Raw genomic sequence first — 20,300 nt, 5'->3', positions numbered from 1 at the left:
CTCTGCCTTTGCAACCCTGGTCAATAGTTTCTGGGTGACGTTCAAGATTCAGAAGCAGGAGTTAATTGAGAATGCCCTGGAGGTGAACAAGGCCTACGCTTCTCGGATCGCGCTGAGTGTGGAGCAGGTGCTTAACTCTGACCTGGACAAGTTAAAGTATGGCTCCGGGGTCATTGGTAAGGCGTTTGACGATAAGCGCTATTTGGCGGAGGAGGCCGATCGACTGTTTGGCCAGGACGCCAGCTTCAACTCTGTGCTGATCGCCGACGCGGGCGGAACAATCATTGCCTCAGCCCCGGAAAGCCTCCATCTCGATGGGCGCACGCTGCAACACAAGGAGCCGCTCAGCCTTCGTGTGCCAAGAATCAGCAATGCGTTCAGGTCCCTCTCCGGCAATCTGGTGGTGTTCATTACCCAGCCCGTATTTGACGCGAAAGGCGAATACCTGGGCCTGATAGGCGGCAGTGTCCGGCTTGAGCAGAGAAATACACTGCAGGCACTGATGGATACCAATGTGCGCAAGGATGGGGCGCATGTCTATCTCATCGACAGCGCCCGTCGGGTGCTCTATCACACCGACCCCGAGCAGATCGGCAGCGTCACGGGTAAGGGCTTGATCGCTGATGCTGCGCTCAGTCAGGACGCCGGTACTTTGCAGGCGACGGATGCCAGTGACGTGGAAATGCTCGCGGGTTTCGCCAGGGTGCCCAGTAGCGGTTGGGGGGTGATTTCGCAACAGCCACTGGAAAATATCCACGCCGTTCTGCGCCATACCATGGCCAAGGTCATGCAGGGTATAGCGCCACTGGCTCTGTTCGGAATCATCTTGATCTGGTGGTTGGGGACAAGGATCTCGGCGCCGCTGTCCAGGCTTGCCGAGTGCGCCAAACGACTGGACACACCCGACAGCTACGAACGCATCAGGGCAGTCCCGGCGCGTTATTTCGAAAGCTGGCAGATTCGCAGAGCGCTGTTGCTGGGTGCCACCCTGCTGCAAGAGAAAATCGGCAAGCTCAATCAGCAAGCGCAAACCGATGCGCTGACAGGCCTGGCCAACCGTCGCGCGATGCAGGACATCCTGGCGCGCTGGCAGGAGGCCGAAAAAGCGTTCGCCGTTGTTTCCATGGACATCGACCACTTCAAACGTGTGAACGACACCTTCGGCCACGGTGCAGGTGATGAAACACTGAGGGCTATCGCGCAGCTCATGCAGCAGAACTCGCGGTCCAATGACTTGCCCTGCAGGGTCGGTGGAGAGGAGTTCGTGTTGTTATTGCCCAATAGTTCGCTTCAGGCTGCAATGGATGTCGCCGAGCGACTGCGTGCCTCAATTGACGCAGCGGACATTGAAACTGTCGGGCACGTGACGGTTTCGCTGGGCGTCGCGCTATGGCACCCCGGCGCCGATTCGATAGCGGTTGTGCTTGAGAGGGCTGACCAGCTGTTGTACCAGGCCAAGCAAAACGGGCGCAATTGCGTGGTGGCTGAGCAGCCTTGATGGGCTAGGCCGTCAGCATGAGCACATGCCGTCAATGCCTGTGCCGATGATGCACATCCGGAAAATGCGCATGGCTATGCCGCATCACACTATGAACATGCACATGACTATGCGGCTGCGCCGGGTCCCATTCAAACCCATGCTCATGTTGATGATGCTCGTCATGCACGTGCCGATGCCCATGCTCCGTCGCCTCGTGCAGATGCTCATGCGCATGCCGCTCCGTCAGGTGCAGCCACACACCCACGGCCATCAGCGCCGACGCAATCCAGAACGCCATGGTCACCGACTCGCCCATCACCAGCAGCGCAACCGCGGCACCGAGGAACGGCGCGGTCGAAAAGTAGGCGCCGGTGCGCGCACTGCCCAGACCGCGCAATGCCAGCACGAACATGACCAGGCTGATGCCATACCCCAGAAAGCCAACCAACAAGATAGGCGCCAGCTGCGCAACACCCGGAATCTGCGCCCCGAGATACAGCGCCAAACTGCAATTCACCACCCCGGCAATTAAACCCTTGGCGCCCGCAATAAACACCGCGTCCGACGCAGACACCTTGCGCGTCAGGTTGTTATCAATCCCCCAGCACAAACAGGCCACCGCCACGGCAAACGGCCCGGTCCAATCGTGGCTCGTGCCGCCACCGCCGGCCCCTGACAACACCACGCCGCCCAGCACGATTGCGAGCATGCCCAGGACGATGCGCCGGTCGGCGTTCTCTCTGAATACCAGCCAGGCGATAACGGCGGTCAGCACCGACTCAAGGTTGAGCATCAGGGAAGCGGTCGCGCCTGCTGTGCGAGTCAGGCCGAACATCAACGCGACCGGCCCGAGGATGCCGCCGAACGCGATGGCGCCGATCAGCCACGGCCATTCGGAACGGGTCAACCCGCTGGGTTTCCAACCGCGATCACGGATAAGGCGCACGCCGGCCAGGCCGATTCCGCTGCCGAGGTAGAGCAGGCCCGCGAGCAGCACGGGCGAGAGGCCCAGGCCGAGGCTTTTGGCGAGCGGCGTGCTGGCGCCGAAGAGGGCGGCAGCGGCAAGTGCGTACAGGATACTGAGGTTCATGGGCCATCCTCGAAGGTCAGGCCCATGATACGTCGCGCGCAGGGGTTAATGCCCTGGCGATTTTGACACGTTCACACTTATTGCGCGGTTTTCAGCTTGATCACATCACCCGAGATCTTGGTGGTGTAACCGCTCAATACCCATGCCCAGAACCAGTTTTCCTGCACTTGGGTGTTGATCAGCGCGTCGCCGCCTTTGGCTTTGATGGCTGCATCCTGAGCGCGCACAAAACGGCTGTTCTGGCCGATAGGGATAACCCCGAACAACATGATGCCGGTGGCGCTGGCTTCACTGTGGCCCAGAACGGTGTACTGGCTGCTGTCGTACTGCGGGGATTTGATGGCGGTGCCGGTGCAGCCTGCCAGTGCGAAACCGAGAACTGCTGCTGCAACCACTTTACTGACGTACTTCACTGTGTAACTCCATGGACTAACCCTCGCGATTCAATTCACGAGGGGGGCGACACTTTAAACGCGACCAGGGCGGATTGAAATCAATCAGCCCACATTTTCATCTTCACGCCTGCACGTACACCCAAGCTGTCAGCCCGGAAGCCAGCGCGACCGAGACCCGCTTATAGTCGGACACTTCATACGCATCCGCCGCCGCCAGTTCCTGTTCGTTGATCTGAAAGACCATGCCTTCAACGCTGGCAGCCTTTTCTGTAGTCGGTGCGACAATCGGGTGGTGGGTCTTGCCGCTGGTGGCCAGCACTTCGGGGTCGGTGATTTCTACCCAGCTTTGTGAATAGCCCAGCATCGCGTCCTGCTGGCCGACTAATTCCCGGCCGAAGTTAGCCAGTTGCACGGCCTTGTCTTGCAAGGTGCCGTAGGAAAACAGCAGCACAGGAAATTGGGTGGAGTGTTCCATTTTGATTCCTTGGTGGGTCAGGCGAGTAAATCTTCGTAGAAGGCGCCGTACGGCTTGCTCGGGTGGGCGATCTGGATTTCCAGGATCCACAGTCCGGCATTCGGGTAGTGCTCGAAATCCCCCAGGTCGCCGCCACGGTGGATCGCGTGGGGAAAGTCGCTGACGCGGTGCCCTTTGATGTCGAGGTTCAGTTGCCAGCCCATGGCCTGGGCCTGCTCCTCGGCGTAGCGATAAAGCTCAAGGCCCACGGCCTGGTGGTTTTTCCAGCGTGATTGTACGCGGTCGAAGAGTTCTTTGGCGGCGTTGGCGCAGGCGATCATCTGCGGGTCGTTGCCGGTGGTGAAGGTCGCACCGGCGTCGCCTTCGTGGCCTTGCCACACCGCGCCCATGTCGATGAAGAAGATATCGTGTTCACCCAGTACCGGGTCGCCGTCGGAGCGTTGCTTGAAGGTCTTGAGGGTGTTGGCACCGAAACGCACCAGCAGCGGGTGCCAGATGCGTTGCATGTCGAGCTCGGTGAGCACCTGCTTGCCCAGCTCGCGCGCTTCGGATTCGAGCATGCCGGGGCGAATACGTTGGGCAAGGTGGTCGATGGCTTGCCTCGTCATGGCCTGGGCATAACGCATGGAGTCGATACTGTAGGCGGTGCCCACGGCTTCTTTGGGTTGTGCAGTCACCGGTTTTCCCTCGCGTTCAAGCTGTACTGGTCGCTATGCGATTTACTATATAGCGATACGATGCAGAGCCCAACTCTGATAACCCCGAAGAGCACCTGTGGGCGCTGGCTTGCCTGCGATAGCGCGGGTTCAGCAAACATTGATGCGGCCTGACCCACCGCCATCGCAGGCAAGCCAGCTCCCACTTTTTGACCGCGTTCGGTCAGTCAGAGATGCAGCCACGCCAGGCTGCCCAATATCACGGCCACGCCGCCAGCGGTGTATGACATCCGCTTCAACCATTCCTTACGCGTCAGCAACGTGATCGCCGCCAGCGAAATCGCGATCTGAATCGCCGTCATCGCCTGAGCCCATCGGTGATGCTGGTGCAGCGCCTCTTCGGACTTCTGATCCCAGTCCCGCGAAGTCGCCTCAAGCTTCTCGGCCTGCTTGCGCACTTCTTCCTTCTGGCCCTTGTAGCGTTCGATCTCATCCTTGTAATGCGCAGCATCCACACCGGGAATATGGGTGGCCAGTTCCGCCAGGTTTTGTCGGCTGGATTTGGCCTGGTAGTAGTTCCACTGGTTGGCGGCTTCGGTCTTGATGATGGCGGCGTTGTTTTTGTCCATTGCCGCTTCGCTTTCGGTCGAGCCTGCCTGGTAGCTGAGCATGGCGCCGAGGGTGGCCATCAGGGCGGTCATCACAGCGATGCGGCTGGCGAAATTGTCTCCACGGCCATGGGCGTGTTCGGTGGTGTGTTCGACGTGTTTTTCGTGGGGGCTGGGGACTTCGAAGGCTTCGGACATGGGGGCGTCTACGAACGGAATGAGGGAGTCTGATTCTTTACCAATTCAGCTGTCTCAATCCTGTACGTAACGCTGTAAACCCTGCACCAGCGCATCAAATGTCACCCGGCAGCGCGGGCTGTTGCGCAGGTCTTCGTGCATGGTGACCCACGTGTCCATCTTGAACGCAAACGCGTCGGGCAGGACCCGGTGAAGGCGCGGGTCTTGCTTGGCCAGTTGCACCTGGCAGCCGCCGATACCGGCACCGGCGCGAATCAGCGCCAGTTGTGCCAGGTCGCTGTCGCTGCTGATGGCGAAGGTGCTGCGTTCAAAGCCTTTGATGGCCAGGCTGCGGATAAACGCGCTTTCCTGATCGAAGCCAATCACCGAGTGGCCGACCAGGTCTTGCATCAGCAGAGGGCTGCCGTGCTGTTGCAGATAATCGTCGCGGGCGTGCAGGCCGACTTCGATCAGGCCGACGCGCCTTGCCAGCAATTGCTCCTGGCTCGGTCGCACCATGCGTACGGCGATGTCGGCCTCCAGTTGCAGCAGGTCGATCAGGCGGTTGCTCAGGATCAGTTCAACCCGCAGGTGCGGGTGCTGGCGGCGCAACTGCGTGATGATCGGCGGTAACACTTCCACGCCGACCACTTCACTGGCGGAAATCCGCACCACGCCACGCACTTCATCGCCTTGGGCTGACGCGGCGCGCTCCAGGGCGGCGGCCGTGCGCTCCATGGTTTCGGCGTGGGCGCGCAAGGTGTGGGCCACCGCCGTCGGCAACAGCCCGGTGGGCGAGCGAGTAAACAGCACCACCCCCAGCGCCAATTCCAGTGCAGCGATGTGCCGGCCGACCGTCGGCTGTGTGATGCCAAGCAGCCGCGCGGCCCCCGACAACGATCCTTCCTTCAGTACGCCGAGGAACGACCGGTAAAGCTCCCAACCAATATTCGCAGGCATGCATAAATGTATAGCGGCTCGATGCTCTTCGGCAATTTATCTATAGCTGACCCCGCCACACAATGGCCTCACCAACCAACGTGGGAGACGGTCATGAGCAAAGTTCTGGTACTGGGTGCGACGGGCGGGATCGGCGGCGAAGTGGCGCGGCAGATGAGTGCGGCAGGCTGGGAGGTGTGTGCGTTGACCCGGGATGTGGACAAGGCGCGCCTTGCGAATGCCGCCTTCTCCTGGCTCCAGGGCGATGCACTCAATCGCCAGGAAGTGCTCGCTGCCGCGCGTGGCTGTGCGGTGATCGTCCATGCGGTCAACCCACCGGGCTATCGCAACTGGGCCGAGCAGGTGCTGCCAATGATCGATAACAGTATCGCGGCGGCCATCGCCGAGGGCGCGACCATCGTGTTGCCTGGCACGGTCTACAACTTCGGGCCGGATGCGTTTCCCGTGTTGCACGAAGACTCGCCTCAGCACCCGCAGACACGCAAAGGCGCGATTCGTGTGCAACTGGAGCAGCGTCTACAGGACGCTTCCCGCCGGGGCGCTCGTGTGGTGATCGTGCGCGCCGGGGATTTTTTCGGCGCCCGGGTGGCCAACAATTGGTTCGCCCAAGGCTTGATCAAGCCCGGCAAACCGGTGCACGCCGTCAGCTACCCGGGCGCTCCCGGTGTGGCGCATCAATGGGCGTACCTGCCGGATGTGGCGCGCACGATGCTCGAGTTGATTGAGCGTCGGGCGAGCCTCGATGCGTTCGCGCGCTTTCATATGGCTGGGCATATGGACACGGACGGCACGCAGATGGCCGAGGCGATCCAGCGCGTGGTGCTGCGTCGGACCGGCCATCAACCGCGCGTAGGTCGTTTCCCTTGGTGGTTGATGAAATTGGCAGCGCCCTTTGTCGTCACAGTCCGTGAGATGCAGGAAATGCGCTACCTGTGGCAAACCCCGTTGCGCCTGGATAACCAGCGCTTGCTGGATGCCTTGGGCCGTGAGCCGCACACGCCGCTGGAACAGGCGGTGGAGACTACCTTGGCCGACCTGGGGTGTTTGCCTGCGTCCGCCTGATCAAGCGCACATACACCGCCATGTTGATCAGCAACACCACGGCCCCGAGTACCCATTGAATGTTCGGGGTCAGCCCGGCCGGGTAGATCAGCGTGAGGATGTAATGCTCGACAAACCCGCCGCCATAACCGTCCTGCCCGGCGAGATGGCGGAACAGGTTCTCCCAACGGGTCAGCGGGCAGGGCAGGTGGAACACCTCGACGGCGACCCCCCAGGCCGCTGCGGGCAGGTGCAGCCACATGACAGGCCGCCACTTGAGGGCCAGCAATCCGCCGAACAGCACGAACAAGATGAAACTCAGGTGAAACAGCACCAGGCTGTCGGCGGCTACGCGATAGAGCATGTTGGGATTCGCTTATAAGGTGGGCCAGTGTCAGGCGCCGAATTCTTCTTGCGGGTAGGCGATAAACACAGGCAGTTTTTTCGACATATTACTGCGATTGCCGTCATACACCCGCCACGTACTATGGATGATCCCGTCGCCCAATACTTCTACCCACTCGCCGCTTTGCAAATAGGGCGCGAGGCTGGAGCGCCCAACATAGGCAAAGCCGAAGCCGTCCAGTGTGCCTGCTGCCGGGCAAGGCTACGTTGGGTTTTGCATGCACCCAGGTCAAGGGTGTTAAGCGCTGATTTTGAGGCGTGGGCTGAGACGACTGAAGGCGTGGACTTTGCGGAGTAAGGCGTGAGGGCGGGCTCAGGTTTGTGGCCGTGATGGTTGCTTGCAAGCAACCTGGGCCGTTATTGTGCTGAATCCTTTTAGTCCTCCCCCCAAGGTTCTGTTGTGATGAATGCACCGCGTACCGCAGTCGGCCCGATCAAGGCCGTGATTTTCGATATGGACGGGTTATTGCTGGATACCGAAGGCATCTACACCGAAGTCACGCAGATCATCGCCGAACGCTACGGCCGTTCCTACGACTGGGGCATCAAGCAGCACATCATCGGCCGAGGCGCTCAGGACCTGGCCGATTACGTGGTCAAGGCGCTGGACTTGCCGATCACGCCAGCAGAGTTTCTCAGAATCCGTGAACCGCTGATGAGCGAGCGTTTTCCCAAGGCCTTGGGCATGCCCGGGGCCGAGGCGCTGGTGCGGCACTTGAAGGCGCATAACATTCCGATCGCGGTGGGCACCAGTTCGTCGCGCAATTCGTTTGGCCACAAGACCACCTTGCACCGTGAATGGTTTGGCCTGTTCGGCACCATTGTCACGGCCGATGACCCGGAAGTCGGCGCCGCGAAACCTGCGCCGGATATCTTCCTGACCGCTGCGCGCCGCTTGGGCGTCGCGCCACAGGATTGCCTGGTGTTCGAGGATTCGCCGTTCGGTGTGACGGCCGCGAAAGCCGCCAACATGACCGCTATTGCCGTGCCCGATGAAGCCATGGCCGACAGCAAATACCAACATGCCGACCAGATCATCCGCAAACTCGCGGACTTCGATCTCGCCGCCTATGGCTTGCCACCTTTTCCCTGACTGAACAGGGTCAAAAATGTGGGAGCTGGCTTGCCTGCGATGGCGTCCTCAAGACCGCTGTCGCAGGCAGGCCAGCTCCCACAATGGGTTAGGCGCTGAAACCACCATCAATGGTCAGGCTTGCACCGGTGATATACCCCGCTTCCGGCCCGGCCAGGTAAGCCACAAAACTCGCTATCTCCTCCACGTGGCCATAACGCCCCACCGCCATCAACCCGATCAGCGTCTCGGCAAACTCACCGTTCGCGGGGTTCATATCGGTGTCCACCGGCCCCGGCTGCACGTTGTTAATGGTGATGCCGCGTGGCCCCAGGTCCCGTGCCAAACCTTTGGTCAGGCCCACCAGCGCCGCCTTGCTCATCGCGTAGGGGCCACCGCCGCCAAACGGCATACGTTCGGCATTGGTGCTGCCGATGTTGATCACGCGGCCGCCTTCACCCATGTGCTTGGCCGCTTCCTGAGTGGCGATAAACACGCTGCGCACATTGATCGCCAGGGTCTGGTCGAAGTCTTCCAGCTTGAAATCCTCCAGTGGCGCGATGGCCAATACACCGGCGTTGTTCACCAGGATATCCAGGCGCCCGAACGCTTCGACGGTGGCGTTGACCGCATTGCGAATCGCCGTGGCGTCGGCACTGTCGGCCTGAATGGCCAGGGCTTTGCCGCCTGCGCTGATCACGACGTTCTGCAGTTCTTCGGCCTTGGCGGCCGAACTGACGTAAGTGAAGGCGACGGCTGCGCCTTGTGCGGCCAGGCGTTTTACGATCGCAGCGCCAATGCCGCGGGAACCGCCCTGGATCAAGGCGACTTTGCCGGTGAGGTTTTGTGTGGTCATGTCGATCTCCAAGTAGTTGATGGGCCGAGTATCGACCTCACCCACCCATGCCGGTAGACCGTGATTGCTATAGTCTGTGTAAACCAAAAGTTTAGAATGGTGCGATATGGAAAGCTTTGGAAGTATCGAATGCTTTGTGCGCAGTGCCGAAGGCGGCAGCTTCGCCGAAGCGGCCCGGCACCTGAGCCTGACGCCGGCGGCGGTCGGCAAGAGTGTCGCCAAGTTGGAAGCACGCCTCGGTGTTCGCCTGTTTCAACGCAGCACCCGGCGCCTGACCCTGACCGAAGCCGGCAAGCTGTTCCTCGAAGAAGTCAGCGGCAGCCTCATCACCATCCAGAACGCCGTGGCCAACCTGGCGAGCGCGGAAGGCCGCCCGGTGGGCACGCTCAAGGTCAGCATGGGCACGGTGTTCGGCAATCGTTATGTGGTGCCGTTACTGGTGGAGTTCATGCGGCGCTTTCCGGATATCAGCCCGGACTGGCATTTCGATAATCGCCAGGTGGACCTGATCGGCCAAGGCTTTGATGCGGCTATCGGCGGCGGTTTTGAACTGCCCCAGGGTGTGGTGGCGCGCAAGTTGGCACCTGCGCATCGAATACTGGTGGCCTCGCCGGCTTATCTGGAGCGGCGTCTGCCGGTAAGGGCGCCCGAAGATTTATCGCGTTGCCTGGGCATCCTGATCCGCTCTCCGCAAACCGGCCGCGTGCGCACCTGGCAGCTCACGGGCCCGGAGCGTGAGCAACGCCCGCTGGTGCTCAAGCCGCGCATGACCATGAGCGATTCCGAAGCCGCCTGCTGCGCCAGCGCCCAAGGCCTTGGGATTGCGCTGGTCAGCATGCCGATGGCCGTGCCGTTCCTCGACAGCGGCGCGGTGGTGCGGGTGTTGTCCGATTGGTACGTCGACGACGGCAACATCTCCATCTACTACGCCGAACACAAGCTGCTGCCCGGCAAGACTCGGGCGTTTGTGGACTTCATCATTGAGCAGTTTTCCGAAAAGGGCTTGGGGCAGCGGTTCAGCGCGATTTGACGACGGTTGCTCAATTCCAATGTGGGAGCCGGGCTTGCCCGCGATGCAGGCGACTCGGTCTACCGGCCTAACTAACCCGGCCAACCAATGACCCTCTTCGGCCTCGGCGTGGCATAGGTCCTGATCTTCGATGTCGACAACCCCAACCGAACCAGGGATTCGGCAATGGTCACCGCCGCCGTCACTCCATCCACCACCGGCACGCCGGTGCGCTGGCGAATTTGCTCATCCAGCCCGGCCATACCGCCGCAGCCCAGGCAGATCACTTCGGCCTTGTCGTCGCGGATCGCCAGTTCCGCCTGGCGCACGATGGCTTCCATGGCGGCCAGTGGGTCTTCTTCAAGCTCAAGCACTGCCATGCCACTGGCGCGTACCGAGGCGCAGCGTTGATACAGCCCGGCAAGTTTCAATCGGTCTTCGATCAACGGCACGGTACGGTCCAGGGTGGTCACCACCGAGTAGGCGTGGCCCAGGAACATCGCCGTGCTGGCCGCCGCCTCGGTGATGTCCACCACGGGCACATTCAACAACTCCTGCAAGCCTTCACGGCCATGTTCGCCATAGCCGGCCTGGATCACCGCATCAAACGGCTGATCGTAGGCCATCACCCGGTCCATCACGGCGATAGCGGCCAGGTAGCTTTCGAAATTGCCTTCCACCGACTCGGCGCCGAAATACGGCGTGAGGCCGACGATTTCGGTGCCGGGCGAGGCCACGGCCCGTGCCTGCTGGGCGATGGTTTCAGTGATGGATTCGGTGGTGTTGACGTTGACCACGAGGATGCGCATGGAATGTCCTTGGTTAATGACTGACGTTATCGACTGCAATGCTTTCGCCGCTGACATCGGCGTAGAACGGTTGGCGCTTGGCGATCAGCCGATACAACAGCCCTGCAATACCAGCGCCAAACAGCCAGGAAAAGGGAGCGACGCTGGTAAAACCTGGCAACAGCGCCAGTAGGATCGCGATCACCGCCGCAGGAATAAACGCCGCGACTGCGCGTAAATTGACGCCTCGGCTGTAGTAATAAACGCCATTCGGGTCTTCGCTATACAGTTGCAGAACGTCCACCTGGCTTTTACGAATCAGCCAGTAATCGACCATGATCACCCCGTACAGCGGCCCCAGCAGCGCGCCCAGTCCGGACAGGAAATACACGATCACCAGCGGGCTGTTGTAGAGGTTCCACGGCAGGATCAGCACCGCCACGGTGGCGCTGATCAGCCCGGCACGACGAAAGTTCAGGTACTTGGGCGCCAGGTTGCTCAACACAAAGGCCGGTGCGACGAAGTTGGCCATGATGTTCACCGCCACGGTGACGATCAGGAATGCCAGGCAGCCCAGCACGAGAAAGAAGGTGTTGGGGATCGCTGCGATGATTTCGGTCGGGCTTTCAATCACCCGTCCATTGAGCTGGAACTGCCCACCGCAGAGCAGCACGGTGATGGCGGCAAACACCAGGATATTCACTGGCAAGCCCCAGAAATTGCCGACCAGGATGGTCTTGCGGCACGGCGAGGACCGGGCAAAGTCGCAGAAGTTGAGAATCAGCGTGCCGTAGATCGTCAGCCACAACGCGCCGCCGGCAAAGATGTTGCGCCACATCTCGCCACCGCTCAGCGGCTCGCGGATCGACCAGGCGATATTGCCGCCGACCTGGAAATACATCCAACCGGCCAATGAGGCCACAGTCACCAAAATGACCGGCCCGGCAAACGCTTCATAGCGCCGCACCATTTCCATGCCGTACGCCAGGATCGCCAGTTGCACAAACCAGATCGCCACGAAACACGCCCAACCCAGCGTCGACAGGCCGAGGATCGAGTTGTGATCATAGTCGGCAAACCCTGGATGAATTGCCGACAACAGCACGCGGAAAACCACTGACGCCAGGTAGGTCTGAATACCAAACCAGGCAATCGCAATCACCGCCCGAATCAGCGCCGGAATTTGTGCACCGTGAATACCGAAACTGATACGGCTGATGACCGGGAACGGCACGCCGGTCTTCTGCCCCATATACCCCGACAAGTTCATGAAGAAGTACACCAGCGCCGCGCCAATCCCCAGTGATAACAGAATCTGCCAACCGCCAAGGCCCAGCGCATATAAGCCAATGGCAAACGAATAGTTGGCGATGTTGTGCACGTCATTGGTCCACAGCGCGAAAATGCTGTAGCGACCCCAGCGACGACCCTCAACTTTGGTGGGCGCCAGGTCCCGGTTGTGCAGGCGAGGGCTGAGCACCAACGGGCCGGGGCTCGCGGCCGCCGGGTTCAGGGCGGAGGAGGGCAGATCCAGTGCGATGTTATTCGAGAGGCTTGTACGCATTCCGGCAGGCTCCAGCGCATCGGCGAGCAAGCCGCAGATGGCAAAGTGTATGTAGGTTTTGTATTTATTGTATACAAAGCGCATTTCACCTTAACCCACATGCGTGCCAGTTTTGGAACTATGAAACGGGCGATTAATTTCGTTTTTATAGGTTGTCCAAATAACTGACTGAATTAAAAGCGATATAAATTGACCGTTTGAACAGGTATTTATTTTTTATGCAGTAGAAACAGTGCGGGAGAGAACGAAAAGAAGCGGGAAGAGATGTTACGTTATGGTGCGCTTTTGACTGGATTGCACACATAAATGGCACCGATGGTTACATCAGTGTGTACAAAATTTATACCCACCACAAAGCAAATGTGGGCGCGGGCTTGCTCGCGAATGTGAAGGGCCAGTCACTGAATATGTCGACTGATCCACGGCATTCGCGAGCAAGCCCGCTCCCACATGTTTTACTGCGCTAGCCCTCAGGCTTTGCTGATGATATTCCCGGCGTGCAGGCCACATTCTTTCTGCGTAGCTTCTTCCCACCACCAGCGGCCTTCGCGCTCGTGCTGGTTCGGCAATACCGGCCGGGTGCACGGCTCGCAGCCGATGCTGATAAAGCCGCGTTCATGCAGGCTGTTGTAAGGCAACTCGAGCATTCGGATGTAACCCCAGACTTCCTCGCTGGTCATCTGCGCCAGCGGGTTGAACTTGTACAGCGTACGTTCCGGGGTGGAGAAACCGCTGTCGACCTCCAGTGCCGCCACCTGGCTGCGGGTGCCGGGGCTCTGGTCGCGGCGTTGGCCGGTGGCCCAGGCGCTTACGCCGGACAGTTTGCGGCGCAGCGGCTCGATCTTGCGCACGCCGCAGCATTCGCCATGGCCGTCCTTGTAGAAGCTGAACAGGCCCTTTTCCTTGACGAAGGGTTCCAGCGCGCGCTGGTCCGGCGAGATCAGCTCGATGTCGATCTTGTAGAACTCGCGCACCTGCTCGATAAACCGGTAGGTCTCCGGGTGCAGACGGCCGGTGTCGAGGCTGAATACCTTGACGTTCTTGTTCAGCTTCCAGGCCATGTCTACCAGCACCACGTCCTCGGCGCCGCTGAAGGAAATCCACAGGTCATCGCCGAACTGACTGAACGCCAGCTTGAGAATGTCCTGGGCGGATTTGTTTGCGTAAGTCGCAGCGAGTTCAGCGACGTCGAAGGCTTGGTTCATCAGGACGGTTCCTACAGGTCAGTGGCGCTGAGCGCTCTATAGGGGAGCGATGGTATCAAAATCCGCCTCGCGTTGCGGGGCCGAGCTTGAGTCGCTAGAGTTCGGCAGTCCTTTTGCTCGCTCAACTTGAATAAGATAAATAGGGGTGTGTTGTGGAAATTGCCTGTCTCGACCTGGAAGGAGTGCTGGTTCCGGAAATCTGGATCGCCTTCGCTGAAAAAACCGGTATTGAATCCTTGCGGGCCACCACCCGGGATATTCCCGACTACGACGTGCTGATGAAGCAACGCCTGCGCATCCTCGACGAACACGGGCTCAAGCTCGCCGATATCCAGGAAGTGATCGCCACCCTCAAGCCGCTGGACGGTGCCATCGAGTTCGTCAACTGGCTGCGCGAGCGCTTCCAGGTGGTGATTTTGTCAGACACCTTCTACGAATTCTCCCAACCGCTGATGCGCCAACTCGGCTTCCCGACCTTGCTGTGCCATCGGTTGATTACCGATGAGAACGACCGGGTGGTGAGCTACCAACTGCGCCAGAAGGACCCCAAGCGCCAGTCGGTGCTGGCGTTCAAGATCCTCTACTACCGCGTGATCGCCGCCGGCGATTCCTACAACGACACCACCATGCTCGGCGAAGCTGACCGTGGGATTCTGTTCCATGCGCCGGAGAATGTGATTCGCGAGTTCCCGCAGTTCCCCGCGGTGCATACGTTTGAGGACTTGAAGAAAGAGTTCATCAAGGCGTCGAATCGGCCATTGAGCCTGTAGTTGATTGGTTGATGCTGTTGGCCTCATCGCGGGCAAGCCCGGCTCCCACATTTTGATTTGTGACCCTTAAAATGTGGGTGCTGGCTTGCCTGTGATGAAGCCGGTTCAGTCTGCGCCTAAACCCCGGCCAGCAACCGCTCATAAGGAATACTTAAACCTTCATGCAGGCGTTTGATCATCGCCAGGCTCAGCTTTCGCTTGTGATTCAGCACTTCGGACACTCGCCCGCTCGTACCGATAAAAGGCTCCAGGTCGCGGGCAGTCATGCCCAACTGCTCCATGCGAAATTTAATCGCTTCCACTGGGTCCGAAGCCGGCATTGGAAAATGTTCCGCCTCGTACTTCTCAATGAGTACGGCGAGGATTTCCAGCTCGTCACCCTCTGGCGAGCCGACTTGCGCTCCCCATAGCTGCTCGACGCGTGCGAGCGCCGCAGTCAGGTCTTCCTGGGAGTGAATAGGTTTGATGTTCATCACACGGTCTCCGCGTTGATCTGGTCGTATTGCGCATGGGTCCCTACGAAACGGATGAAACCCAGCTGTCGTTGATAGTCGATCGCCATGATCACTCGGTACTTGTTGCCGCCCACGTTGAAAACAACCCTGCCGCCCTTGAGAATGCTCGCCGTTCTAAGCTCATCTTTGAGTGCCTGCGGCGTGGCGTAAATAGTCTTCTCCATGTGGCGATACAGCTCGACCAGCGGCGTTTTGGCCTCGATATACGCGGGATGGCTTTCCCAGAATATTCGTAAGGTAGAGAGAGCGATTATCCGCATCGTTGAAATCTCCCAATACGGGAGATAATAGATATGCTTGAGTGGATATGCAATCGCGGAAATAATTTCTGACGAGTAGACAGTCGCTTCATGTGATCCTTCACAAACGGCGGGTGGGCGGTAGGGGCTGGACGCTATCCTCCCACTCACACGCCGTCCACGGCCATTCTGATTCAGGCTTTTTCGGCTACTGGGCTCTGCGTCTGAGCGCCAGAAGAAGCGCGGCGCTAGAGGTTTTCCAACGTGTGTAACAACACCCGCACCTTGGTCAGCGACTCCTGATACTCCGCCTCCCACTGCGAGTCCGCTACGATCCCGCCGCCGCCCCAGCAGCACACCTGCCCATCCTTGACCAACAAACTGCGAATCGCGATGGAGCTGTCCATCTCGCCGCGTACGTCCAGGTACACCAGCGAGCCGCAGTACAAGCCGCGTCGCGTCGGCTCCAGCTCGTCAATGATCTGCATTGCGCGGATCTTCGGCGCGCCGGTGATCGAGCCGCCGGGGAAGCTGCCGGCGATCAGGTCGAGGGCGTCCTTGTCGTCGGCCAGGATGCCGGTGACGCTGCTCACCAGGTGGTGCACGTTGGGGTAGCTTTCCAGGCTGAACAGCTCGGGCACTTTCACCGAGCCCGTGCGGCAGGTGCGACCGAGGTCGTTGCGCAGCAGGTCGACGATCATCAGGTTTTCGGCGCGATCCTTGGGGCTGGCCAGCAGTTCGGCGGCGTGAGCTGCATCCTCTTCGGCGGTCAAACCCCGCGGGCGGGTGCCTTTGATCGGGCGGGTTTCGACGTGGCGTTCGCTGACCCTGACGAAGCGCTCTGGCGACAGGCTCAATACCGCGCCGTGATCCGGCAGGCTTTGAAAACCGGAGAAAGGCGTAGGACAGGCTTCACGCAGAGCGCAGTAAGCCACCCATGGGTCGCCGATGCACGGCGCCCGGAAGCGCTGCGCGAAGTTGACCTGATAGCAGTCGCCCGCCTGGATATAGTCCTGAATGCGCACGATGGCCTGGCGATAAGCCTCGGCTGTGAGGTCGGGCGCCATCGGGCCGTGGAGCTTGAAGGTGGCTGATGTTTGTGGGGCAGGCTGGCTGAACAGGTCGATCAGCCGTTGTCGCTCGCTGTCGGCCTGCGCCGGGTGGAAGACCAACTGACTGGTCTGTGCCTGGTGATCGCTGATCAGTGCCCACGCATACAGCCCGAAGCGTGCATCCGGCAGGTGCAGGTCATCCGTCGCCAGGTGTGGCATCTGTTCGAGGTGCCGGCCGAAGTCGTAGCTCAGATAGCCGATCAAGCCGCCGGCAAACGGCAGTTCCACACCTGCCGGCATTGCCGCTTCACCCAGCTGCGTCAGGTTATCGCGCAAGCGTTGCAGGAAATCACTGCCGCTTTCGTCAGGCCTTACGGTCAAGGTTGCTTGTGGCCAGGCGCTGAGCACGTCATAGCGCCCGCGTTCGGCAGCCGGGCGCCCGCTGTCGAGCAGCACCGCACCGGGGGCATGGCGAATCGCCGCAAAGTATTCGGCGGGGTTGGCCCGGTAGGGCAGCGAGTGTACGGAACAGGTCGACATTGCGGGGCGGATCAGCGATTGGCGTGGGGAGGCGATTGTAGTCCCCCGTAGGATTTGGTCCTAGAGGGGATGTCGGCTATAGACAGATTGAAGCCCGGATCAGCCTTCGACGTGGGGTATATGCCCAAACATTTCCTGCACAAACTTCACGCGCTCTTGCGGGGTTTCCGTCACGCCGGCGGCTTTCAGCTCTGCCAGGCGCGCTTCCACGGCGTGGGTGCGCAGGGTCAGGCCGCAGTCGTTGGCGATTTGGATATTCAGCCCCGGCCGCGCATTCAGTTCGAGGATCAGCGGGCCTTTTTCCTGGTCCAGCACCATGTCCACGCCGATATAGCCCAGCCCGCACAGTTCATAGCAGCCGGCCGCCAACTGCATGAAACCATCCCAGTTGGGCAGTTGCACCCCATCCACTGCGTTGGTGGTGTCGGGGTGTTTGGTGATGATGTTGTTCAGCCAGGTGCCGCGCAGGGTCAGGCCGGTGGCCAGGTCCACACCGACGCCAATCGCACCCTGGTGCAGGTTGGCCTTGCCGCCGGACTGCCGGGTCGGCAGGCGCAGCATGGCCATCACCGGGTAGCCCATCAACACGATGATGCGGATATCCGGCACGCCTTCGTAGCTGATGCTCTTGAAGATCTGGTCGGGCACCACGCGGTATTCGATCAGCGCACGGTCGCGGTGGCCGCCCAGGGAATACAAACCGGTGAGGATGCTGGAAATCTGGTGCTCGATTTCTTCATGGCTGATGATCTTGCCGGACACGGTGCGATAGCGCCCTTCAAAACGGTCGGCCACCACTAGGATGCCATCGCCGCCGGCGCCCTGGGCCGGTTTGATCACGAAGTCGTTGCGCCCGCCGATAATCTCGTCGAGCTTGTCGATTTCCTTCTCGGTGGAAATGACCCCGTACATTTCCGGCACATGGATGCCGGCGGCAATCGCCCGCTCTTTGGTGATGATCTTGTCATCCACAATCGGGTACAGGCTGCGCTTGTTGTACTTGAGCACGTAGTCGGCATTACGCCGGTTGATGCCCATGATCCCCCGCGCTTCGAGGGCCTTCCAGGTCTTCCAGAAGCCGAACATTACGAGTCAGCCTTGAGGAAGGCCTTGAAGCGCACCAGCTCGGTCAGGCGGTAGCCGCGATAACGACCCATGGCCAGCATGAAGCCCACCAGGATCAACAGGATCGCCGGGAAGGTAAACACAAAGTAGATCAGCTCCGGCACGCTCATGATGATGTGCGCCAGGGAGGCAGCGAACAGCGTACCGATCGCCACTTTCAGCGCATGGTTGGCGCCGCGCTCCTCCCAGGTGATCGACAGGCGTTCGATGGTCATGGTCAGGATCACCATCGGGAACAGCGCCACCGACAGCCCGCGTTCCAGGCCGAGTTTGTGGCTGAACAGGCTGATGGCCGCAATCAGCACCACCACGAAGGTCAGCACCACCGATAGCCTCGGCAGCATCTGCAACTTCAAGTGTTCCAGATACGAGCGCAGGGACAGGCCCAGCGCCGTGATGATCGTAAACAGGACAATGCCGAAGCCCAGCTGCGTCTCGCGAAACGCCAGGGCGATCAGCACCGGGGTAAAGGTGCCCAGGGTCTGCAGGCCGATGAGGTTGCGCAGGATCAGAATCACCAGCACGCCAATCGGGATCATCACCATGATCATGAAGGTCTGCTGGGTTTGCAGCGGCAGGCCGTACAGCGAATATTCGAGGAAGTTGGCGTCAGTGTTTTCGTCGGTCAGCTTGGCCAGGCGAATGGCGTTCATTTCGCTGTTGTTCAGGCTGAAGGTGACCATGGCTTTCTTGCCGCCATCGACCGTGATCAGGTTTTCATCGCCCGTCCACCACAACAGGCGGTCGGACGGCAGGCCTTGCTCGCCGGTTTCCGGGTTGAAGTACAGCCAGTCATTGCCGTTGAAACTGCGCAGCCACAGCTCGGGGGTTTGCGGTTGGTCGGCCACCAGGCGGATGGTGTGGACCTTTTCGATCGGCACGTGGGCGATGGACAGCAGCAGCTCGACGATCTTGGCCTTGTGCGGCGTCGACGGATCGCCGGCCAGCAGCAGCTTCACATTGTCGTCGTTGAGGTTGTTGGTGCGCTTGATGGCCTCGCCGATAAAGGTCTCGACGTCCGCCGAGTGCTGGCGTATCGGCGCCAGCAAGGCTTCGGCGGCGATTTTCTCCGGGCCGTCCACTGCGATGCTGTCGCGGAAGGTCGGGCCCTTGACCTTGACCTTTTCACCGCTGTAACGCTTGGTCAGCACCAGTCGGTAATACAGGGTCTGTTTGCCTTTGGCTCGGCGCGCCGACCACGTGACCTTACGGTTGCCGTCAGTACGGTTGACGCTGACGCCATAATTATTGGAGATGAAACTCTCATTGAGGCTGACGAAGTCGCGGCTCAGGGGCGGCACGAACATCGAGATTTTCACCGGGTCCTTGGGGTTGGCGACGAACTCGACCTTGGCGTCGATGTTCCACAGGTCGTCGGTGGCGTCCTCGGTGACAGGAATCCCCAGCACGAAAATCTGGTAGGCGGTGACCGAAATACCCAACACCACCAGGATGGTGATCAGGATTTTCAGGTGCAGGGTCAGAGAGCGCATTCAGTTTACTCGGCGGTATGAGCGTCGGCGGCGCAGGCAGGTTTGCCCGCTGCGTATTTAAGACTGGGGTCGACCAGCGCATCAAAGCGTTTCAACGCTTCGGAGCCGATCAGCAGCGGGTATTGGAAGGCACTGCGGTCAGTCAAGTTCACTTCGATGCTGCGTAAAGCGCTGCCCATGCAGATTTCCAGCGCGATCACTGGGCGGGCGGTGTAGTTCTTGTCCTCATCGGGGTCGTAGTCACCGGCGCGGCGCTTGATCTTGCTGACGCGGGCCAACGGGCGTTCGATGGGGTGGGAATGGGCGGCGTCGATAGCCAGGTAGAAGCGCACCCAGGATTCGCCGTTGCGCTTGAAGCGCTTGATATCGCGGGCGCTCAACGAGGCGGTCTTGGCGCCGGTGTCGAGTTTGGCCGCCACTTCCAGGTCAATGCCGGCCAATTTGGCGTATTCATTCAGGCCATACACGGTCTTCTCGGCGGCAGCACTTAGCCCCGGCATGAGCCCCGGCAGGAACAGTAGGCAAATCAGAAGGAAGGGCTTGAGTCTCATAGATCCTGACGCGGTGCAGTGCGATGTTCAATTCATCAAGGCGACTGGCATTGCTGCGCAATCTCTAGTGCGCCGTTTCATCAAGTGATGTCAGGCAAAAGCGGCGGGCATTCTAACATGATGCTTTTTTGGCGCCAGCGCTGGCAGGCGGCCATGCCCTAGAGCGTGCAGAAGGGGTTATTAGACGATTGTCGACAATGTTGATTTATTCTTTGACTAATAAGGTCTGATTGG

22 protein-coding genes are annotated in these 20,300 nt (G+C 60.0%); 5 read left to right on the top strand and 17 right to left on the bottom strand.

Annotated elements, in window-relative coordinates; translation table 11 throughout:
• Positions 1-1,498 (top strand): diguanylate cyclase (locus tag ACI77D_RS16605; RefSeq protein ID WP_407017069.1); only part of this gene is annotated, 1,498 nt, incomplete at its 5' end.
• Between the two features lie 31 nt (positions 1,499-1,529).
• On the opposite strand, the gene ACI77D_RS16600 is transcribed toward ACI77D_RS16605, so the two are convergent.
• The 6 genes from ACI77D_RS16600 to ACI77D_RS16575 form a co-directional block, all read right to left on the bottom strand.
• Positions 1,530-2,570: an EamA family transporter gene (locus ACI77D_RS16600; RefSeq protein ID WP_407017068.1), complete on the bottom strand. Its 1,041-nt coding sequence runs from the start codon at positions 2,568-2,570 to the stop codon at positions 1,530-1,532.
• A 77-nt stretch (positions 2,571-2,647) separates the two neighbouring features.
• Positions 2,648-2,983, bottom strand: a complete 336-nt coding sequence (locus tag ACI77D_RS16595) for a hypothetical protein (RefSeq protein ID WP_010563783.1) — start codon at positions 2,981-2,983, stop codon at positions 2,648-2,650.
• 103 nt (positions 2,984-3,086) lie between these two features.
• Entirely contained in the window at positions 3,087-3,440 is a 354-nt protein-coding gene (locus ACI77D_RS16590; protein ID WP_064453658.1) for a gamma-glutamylcyclotransferase family protein, read from the bottom strand.
• Between the two features lie 17 nt (positions 3,441-3,457).
• Positions 3,458-4,117 carry a M24 family metallopeptidase gene (locus ACI77D_RS16585; RefSeq protein ID WP_407017067.1) on the bottom strand — a complete coding sequence of 220 codons (660 nt, stop codon included), beginning with the start codon at positions 4,115-4,117 and terminating at the stop codon, positions 3,458-3,460.
• A gap of 206 nt (positions 4,118-4,323) precedes the next feature.
• The gene (locus tag ACI77D_RS16580) at positions 4,324-4,902 is read right to left on the bottom strand and encodes a DUF4337 domain-containing protein (protein ID WP_064453656.1); all 579 of its coding nucleotides are present in this window, start codon (positions 4,900-4,902) and stop codon (positions 4,324-4,326) included.
• A gap of 54 nt (positions 4,903-4,956) precedes the next feature.
• Positions 4,957-5,841, bottom strand: coding sequence for a LysR family transcriptional regulator (locus ACI77D_RS16575; protein WP_407017066.1), 885 nt, complete (start codon positions 5,839-5,841; stop codon positions 4,957-4,959).
• 93 nt (positions 5,842-5,934) lie between these two features.
• Here ACI77D_RS16575 and ACI77D_RS16570 point away from each other — a divergent pair, with 93 nt between their 5' ends.
• Entirely contained in the window at positions 5,935-6,903 is a 969-nt protein-coding gene (locus ACI77D_RS16570) for an NAD-dependent epimerase/dehydratase family protein (protein WP_407017065.1), read from the top strand.
• On the opposite strand, the gene ACI77D_RS16565 is transcribed toward ACI77D_RS16570, so the two are convergent.
• On the bottom strand, positions 6,863-7,246 hold the full coding sequence (locus ACI77D_RS16565; protein ID WP_064453653.1) for a DUF2784 domain-containing protein: 384 nt from the start codon (positions 7,244-7,246) through the stop codon (positions 6,863-6,865). The two genes, ACI77D_RS16570 and ACI77D_RS16565, sit on opposite strands and share 41 nt — an antisense overlap.
• Positions 7,247-7,690: 444 nt before the next feature.
• Here ACI77D_RS16565 and ACI77D_RS16560 point away from each other — a divergent pair, with 444 nt between their 5' ends.
• Complete coding sequence (locus ACI77D_RS16560) at positions 7,691-8,380, top strand: HAD-IA family hydrolase (RefSeq protein WP_407017064.1); 690 nt, start codon at positions 7,691-7,693, stop codon at positions 8,378-8,380.
• Positions 8,381-8,468: 88 nt separating this feature from the next.
• Here the strand turns inward: ACI77D_RS16560 and ACI77D_RS16555 are convergent, their stop codons facing one another.
• Complete coding sequence (locus tag ACI77D_RS16555) at positions 8,469-9,215, bottom strand: 3-oxoacyl-ACP reductase family protein (protein WP_064453651.1); 747 nt, start codon at positions 9,213-9,215, stop codon at positions 8,469-8,471.
• A 106-nt stretch (positions 9,216-9,321) separates the two neighbouring features.
• Between ACI77D_RS16555 and ACI77D_RS16550 the strand changes: the two genes are divergently transcribed.
• Positions 9,322-10,245, top strand: a complete 924-nt coding sequence (locus ACI77D_RS16550; protein ID WP_407017063.1) for a LysR substrate-binding domain-containing protein — start codon at positions 9,322-9,324, stop codon at positions 10,243-10,245.
• A 71-nt stretch (positions 10,246-10,316) separates the two neighbouring features.
• On the opposite strand, the gene ACI77D_RS16545 is transcribed toward ACI77D_RS16550, so the two are convergent.
• From ACI77D_RS16545 to ACI77D_RS16535, 3 genes are all read right to left on the bottom strand, one after another.
• Positions 10,317-11,033: an aspartate/glutamate racemase family protein gene (locus ACI77D_RS16545; RefSeq protein ID WP_407017062.1), complete on the bottom strand. Its 717-nt coding sequence runs from the start codon at positions 11,031-11,033 to the stop codon at positions 10,317-10,319.
• A 13-nt stretch (positions 11,034-11,046) separates the two neighbouring features.
• A complete protein-coding gene (locus tag ACI77D_RS16540; protein WP_064454995.1) occupies positions 11,047-12,576 on the bottom strand; it encodes an NCS1 family nucleobase:cation symporter-1 in 1,530 nt (509 codons plus the stop codon).
• A 470-nt stretch (positions 12,577-13,046) separates the two neighbouring features.
• Positions 13,047-13,781: a phosphoadenylyl-sulfate reductase gene (locus ACI77D_RS16535; RefSeq protein ID WP_407017061.1), complete on the bottom strand. Its 735-nt coding sequence runs from the start codon at positions 13,779-13,781 to the stop codon at positions 13,047-13,049.
• Between the two features lie 152 nt (positions 13,782-13,933).
• Here ACI77D_RS16535 and thrH point away from each other — a divergent pair, with 152 nt between their 5' ends.
• A complete protein-coding gene (thrH, locus tag ACI77D_RS16530; protein ID WP_407017060.1) occupies positions 13,934-14,551 on the top strand; it encodes a bifunctional phosphoserine phosphatase/homoserine phosphotransferase ThrH in 618 nt (205 codons plus the stop codon).
• Positions 14,552-14,667: 116 nt separating this feature from the next.
• Here thrH and ACI77D_RS16525 read toward each other — a convergent pair whose 3' ends face one another.
• From ACI77D_RS16525 to ACI77D_RS16500, 6 genes are all read right to left on the bottom strand, one after another.
• Complete coding sequence (locus ACI77D_RS16525) at positions 14,668-15,024, bottom strand: type II toxin-antitoxin system HigA family antitoxin (protein ID WP_128588238.1); 357 nt, start codon at positions 15,022-15,024, stop codon at positions 14,668-14,670.
• The gene (locus ACI77D_RS16520; protein ID WP_064453646.1) at positions 15,024-15,326 is read right to left on the bottom strand and encodes a type II toxin-antitoxin system HigB family toxin; all 303 of its coding nucleotides are present in this window, start codon (positions 15,324-15,326) and stop codon (positions 15,024-15,026) included. The genes ACI77D_RS16525 and ACI77D_RS16520 overlap by 1 nt, the downstream gene beginning before the upstream one ends.
• Positions 15,327-15,553: 227 nt before the next feature.
• Entirely contained in the window at positions 15,554-16,897 is a 1,344-nt protein-coding gene (pabB, locus tag ACI77D_RS16515) for an aminodeoxychorismate synthase component I (protein ID WP_064453645.1), read from the bottom strand.
• A gap of 99 nt (positions 16,898-16,996) precedes the next feature.
• Positions 16,997-17,983 carry an alpha-L-glutamate ligase-like protein gene (locus tag ACI77D_RS16510; RefSeq protein WP_407017059.1) on the bottom strand — a complete coding sequence of 329 codons (987 nt, stop codon included), beginning with the start codon at positions 17,981-17,983 and terminating at the stop codon, positions 16,997-16,999.
• Complete coding sequence (locus tag ACI77D_RS16505; RefSeq protein WP_064453643.1) at positions 17,983-19,515, bottom strand: inactive transglutaminase family protein; 1,533 nt, start codon at positions 19,513-19,515, stop codon at positions 17,983-17,985. The genes ACI77D_RS16510 and ACI77D_RS16505 overlap by 1 nt, the downstream gene beginning before the upstream one ends.
• Before the next feature lie 5 nt (positions 19,516-19,520).
• A complete protein-coding gene (locus tag ACI77D_RS16500) occupies positions 19,521-20,066 on the bottom strand; it encodes an ATP-dependent zinc protease (RefSeq protein WP_064453642.1) in 546 nt (181 codons plus the stop codon).
• Between the last annotated feature and the right edge of the window lie 234 nt (positions 20,067-20,300).

Origin of the sequence: Pseudomonas sp. O39 (assembly GCF_045447295.1) — a bacterium.
Lineage (GTDB): Bacteria > Pseudomonadota > Gammaproteobacteria > Pseudomonadales > Pseudomonadaceae > Aquipseudomonas > Aquipseudomonas antarctica_A.
Note: the sequence above shows the minus strand (reverse complement) of the source record. Positions and strands in the feature narration are given on the sequence as shown.